This is a genomic window from Okeania sp. SIO2F4, assembly GCF_010672385.1.
GTDB lineage: Bacteria > Cyanobacteriota > Cyanobacteriia > Cyanobacteriales > Microcoleaceae > Trichodesmium.
The window spans coordinates 1-4808 of sequence record NZ_JAAHGT010000759.1 but is presented as its reverse complement, the minus strand read 5'-3'; the positions used below and the strand labels follow the sequence as shown (position 1 = coordinate 4808).

Below are 4808 nucleotides of genomic sequence, written 5' to 3'. Positions count from 1 at the left end.
TATTGCCTGACAAATTGATTCGTAATCTGATATTTAATTTGTTTCCTTATCCCAATAGATTACGACCCTTACTTATTCCTCTATTCGTTTATCAAAAATTAGGATTTCCGAAACTTATTCGTGCTAGTAAGTTACTCGAAAAAATTTCCCCTAGATTAGCAGCAATGGAATCTATTCTACCAGAAATTACTGTTGATTCTTTCGAGAGTAATTATCCTACTATTATTCCTGCTCAGGGAGAAAAACGTTATCGAGTCGGCTTAATTTTAGGTTGTGTTCAAAGAATATTTTTCTCACCTGTTAATATGGCGACAATTCGAGTTTTGACTGCCAATGGTTGCGAAGTTGTGATTCCTCAAAGTCAAGGTTGTTGTGCTGCTTTGCCAGAACATCAAGGACAAACTGAACAAGCTCATACTTTGGCAAAACAAATGATTGATAGTTTTGCTAATACAGGGGTTGATGCAGTTATTATTAATGCTGCTGGTTGCGGTCATACTCTTAAAGAATATGGTCATATTCTGCAAGATGATTCTGAGTATTGTGAGAAGGCAAAAGAATTTTCTAGTCAAGTTAAAGACGTGCAAGAATTCTTAGCCAATGTGGGATTAATAACTAAACTTTCTCCTTTAATTGAGGATGAAGAATTGACTATAGTTTATCAAGATGCTTGCCATTTATTGCACGGTCAAAAAATTAGTTTGGAACCAAGAAAATTATTACAACAAATTCCTGGGGTGAAGTTGCGCGAACCAATAGATGCGTCTTTGTGTTGTGGAAGTGCGGGAATTTATAATATGTTGCAACCAGAAGTAGCTGAGGAACTAGGGCAACAAAAAGTAGAAAATTTATTGAATACAGGTGCAGAATTAATTGCTTCTGCTAATCCTGGATGCTCTTTGCAAATTAAAAAGCATTTAGAACTGCAAGGCAAAAAAATGACTTTAATGCACCCAATAGAATTATTAGATTATTCAATTCGGAGGGTGAAATTACAGAGGAAATAGGTAGATGTTACCCTAGTATGAAGAGAAGGAGGGCGATCGCTCTGTTTTTTTCAAAAGAAACAATAGTGGATATTATCAGGTCTGCTATCACCTTATAGAACTATGGCGATCGCTTTCCTTTTTTGTCAGATAAATCTTAATGACGCGATCTCTTGAGAGAAAAAGCACCCAAACCACTGACTGCAAATAAACCTAAAATTGTAGCAGGTTCAGGAACAGGTTGGGGGTCAGTAATATTTGCAATTGCTACAGACTTTAAAGGATTTTTTTTGTCAAAAACTCCCTTACCCTTAGTACCATTACTTAAGGTTACTTTGAATTTAATATCTGCAATACCAAAATCCCCTCCGTCATCAATTTTTCCACCTCCAGCAATTCTGTCTGTATCAACTCCAAATTTTAATATCTCACCTACAGAAAATGCTTCATCTACAAACTTAACAGTTAACTTTTGTAGATCATCGCTAAGGAAGGAATTCTTAATATCAGCATCAGTAATGTCACTATTTTGACTGACTTCAAAAGGAAATCCCTTCCCTCCAGGAGATCCAGAGGTAAAGTCAAATATAGCATTGGCATCCGGTGACAAATCAAAAACAAATTTTTTAATATAAACGTTATCAGGAGCTTCTTGAAAGTTTAATTTAAAGAATTTATTTCGTTTGGTTGCGTTTTCAATTCCTGAATCTTCTCCTTTTGCAGTAAATCTAAGTTTAGCAGCTTCTGCTGTTCCTGCGGACAAGGCGACAAAAGTAGTTACAACCGCAGTCATAAGTAATTTTTTTGCTGTTTTCATGGAAATATTTCTCCTAATTTCAAGGTTTTATAGGTTGCTGATATTGTTGACGAACTTTATAAAGCAGAGATGAAAGTCGATAAAATTCTTGGATATCAACTTATTTCAATGTTACAGCAGATTCCACCAGGCGTGAGGTACACCCCTCGCGGGCAATATCCCACACTGCAAACATTTAATTCTTAATATCTGTACTTCATATACGACCAAATCTACTGTAAGTTATATCATGTCTGCTTAAATACTTGTACTTTGTGGAAGAAAGGCAGATGGTAGAAGGCACTTATCCTGAAGGGTTTCTTCCAATTGTGACTTCATTTTATACACGCTTCGATGCTACCAGACACAATATTAATCAACATACAGTTGTTTAATGAAGTTACTAATAATATGACAGAAGTTTAATAACTTTGTCTACAGATTGAGGTAAGCTTTACCGAATCTTCATAAATTCTAACCGAATAAATACAGTTTTAAAACAGTTGTATTAATTTTGCAGCAAGATTTACAAGAAATTGTCAGCGATCGCCGATTCATGAAGAATTGGTAAAGATTAAGAAAATATTGAAGAAGGAGTCAGGAGACTGAATGCAGGAGACAGAATTAATTGGTTGGGGATTCCCCACCCCAACCAATTGTGGACACCGCGGGTGACGGTGGGGATTTATACCCCATAAGGCTTGCAGCCAGGAGCCAGTTCCTGGGAAAGGCGACCAAAAAATTCTACCGACTCCTGACTCGGTCCTCCTGACTTCCAGCCGAAGGCTGTTAAAAGATAAAATATAAAGACTTTGTCAAGTTGAAGGCCATATCAAGATCAAAAAGTTGGTCTTCTTGTCATTTGACTGCTTAATAAAAAACTTTTGGCAGACAATGCCCATCTGAAGTTCTGTTGTAGTAGTGTGGAAATTTATAATATGTTGCAACCGGAAATAGCTGATGAGTTAGGGCAACAAAAAGTAGAAAATTTATTGAATACAGGTACAAAATTAATTGCTTCTGATAATTCTTGATGTTCTTTGCAAATTAAAAAGCATTGAGAGTTGCAAGGAAAGAAAATGACTTTAATGCACCCAATGAAATTATTAGATTATTCAATTCGGGGGGTGAAGTTACAGAGAAAATAGTAGATGCTACCCAAGTATGAAGAGAAGGAAGGCGATCGCTTTCCTTTTTTTTTCAGATAAATCTTAACAATATATCTACCTACCAGAAAAAGAATTGAAACTATTTTTTGAAAATTATCCTAAACAGCATATTTCAAAACCCAATCACTTATTTGTATCAATTTGAACACTTTTCATCAACAATTAACAATACCTCCAACACACAAAGTGCTATCACTATCAAACAATTAAATACCAAAAAGCTATTAATAATTTTGTCTGTATCAATTAATATGTTTAATATGTTATTGATACTCGATAGTTCCGAGACTAAATTAATTGTTAATTGATTTTTACTATAGTTAAAGAGGAAATTGCTGGGAGCGGCATCACTAATATTATAATTTTTACTTTGCTTAGGGGAAAATCCTAATCCTTCAGGCAGTCCATTATTAAAGTCATAAAAAGTATGAGCTTCAGAATCAACTTTAATAGGCTTAAATTTGGCTTGAGCTACTTCTGCTGTTCCTACGGATAAGGCAACAAGAGAAGTTCCAACAGTGGTTAAAAGTAATTTGTTAACAATTTTCACGATAGTATTTATTTTATCTAAGGGTTGGTATCAAGTAGTTATAAATAGTTAATTTATTTTTACTAATTTCTACTATATATATGTTAAAGACGAAATTGCTGCGATCGGTATCACTAATATTATAATTTTTACTTTGCTTAGGAGAAAACCTTAACCCTTAAGGCAGTCAATTATTAAAGCCACAGAAAGTATGAACTTCTCAATCAGCTTCAATAGGCTTAAAGCTGAAGACTTAGAAATGTTAAAGATCAAAAAAGTTGGCTATTTGTCATTTGGCAATAAAATACAAATTGTTGACTAATAACGCCCAACTTTCCTGAAATAGTTGCTTATTCTCTAGCAATAGATATACAAAAGAACAAATGGCCCAAATATGAGAATATTTAACCTAGTCAAACTAATAACAGATAACAGGACTTAGGCAATATAGCACTACGCGCAAGTCAGAAGTTAGAAGTAGTCCCCGACTAATACCAATTCACTTTAAAGATGTCACAAATAGTTTCAAACTTTAAATGTCAAATAATTGCCTCAAACCTCTATCTTGTCAAAGTTTTTAGCCTATCCAATCTAACTTCTGAATTCTGAATTCTGTGAAATGGTATAAGTTTGAGCATTTATAAATGTCCCCGTCCTATTTGGGTGATGCTATATAAAATATTTCTGGCATTACAAGGGACAGCGTTTGCGGAGCATTCCGTCAGGAAAGTAATCTCAAGCCAATTTTTGCGTTTCTTATAGCTAAGTCCTGAGATAATTTGTTAGTTGGAAATTGGAGGAAAATTTTACAAAATGAAGCGCTCTCTATTTTTATTGATAAGTCTAGCTGTTTTAAGTATAACATCCTGTAGTGCCGTCAAAGAAATTCAGGAATTAATCGACCCTCCCCCACCACCGACACCCACTGCATCCCCTGTCAAACAAAAAGAACAAAGAAAATTATTTCCGATCGAGCAAAACGGAAAATATGGGTATATCAATAAGACAGGAAAAATATTGATTCGACCAAGATTCGATCGGGTAAAAGATTTCTCAGAAGGATTAGCAGCGGTAAAAATTGATGAAAAGTGGGGTTATATTAATGAAAAAGGAGAAATAGTTATCAAGCCAGAATTTGATTCTGTTTTACGTTTTTCCCAAGGATTAGCACCAGTCAAAAAACTTAGTGAAAGATGGAGTTATATACCTTGTCTTTGACGTTTAGCTTGTTGTAGTTCAGCAATTTTCATTTCCAGTAAACTGAGAGTATTAGCTGGTAATTTTTCACCTAAAGTTGTTGACTGTCCTTCATCATCATTAATAGGTTT

At 34.7% G+C, this 4808-nt stretch carries 4 protein-coding genes and 1 pseudogene; 3 read left to right on the top strand and 2 right to left on the bottom strand.

Features of this window, described 5'->3' with window-relative positions; genetic code table 11:
• Positions 1-1007: (Fe-S)-binding protein (locus F6K22_RS32125; protein ID WP_293107649.1), on the top strand; the 1007-nt coding region annotated here is incomplete at its 5' end.
• Between the two features lie 136 nt (positions 1008-1143).
• Here the strand turns inward: F6K22_RS32125 and F6K22_RS32120 are convergent.
• Positions 1144-1803: a PEP-CTERM sorting domain-containing protein gene (locus F6K22_RS32120; protein ID WP_293107646.1), complete on the bottom strand. Its 660-nt coding sequence runs from the start codon at positions 1801-1803 to the stop codon at positions 1144-1146.
• 890 nt (positions 1804-2693) lie between these two features.
• On the opposite strand from F6K22_RS32120, the pseudogene F6K22_RS32115 reads away from it, so the two are divergent.
• A pseudogene (locus tag F6K22_RS32115) lies at positions 2694-2930 on the top strand (heterodisulfide reductase-related iron-sulfur binding cluster); the annotation flags it as partial.
• Positions 2931-3087: 157 nt separating this feature from the next.
• Here F6K22_RS32115 and F6K22_RS32110 read toward each other — a convergent pair.
• Positions 3088-3501 (bottom strand): hypothetical protein, encoded by a 414-nt coding sequence (locus F6K22_RS32110; protein WP_293107643.1) that lies wholly within the window; start codon positions 3499-3501, stop codon positions 3088-3090.
• A 792-nt stretch (positions 3502-4293) separates the two neighbouring features.
• On the opposite strand from F6K22_RS32110, the gene F6K22_RS32105 reads away from it, so the two are divergent.
• Positions 4294-4698: a WG repeat-containing protein gene (locus tag F6K22_RS32105; protein ID WP_293107640.1), complete on the top strand. Its 405-nt coding sequence runs from the start codon at positions 4294-4296 to the stop codon at positions 4696-4698.
• Positions 4699-4808 lie beyond the last annotated feature (110 nt).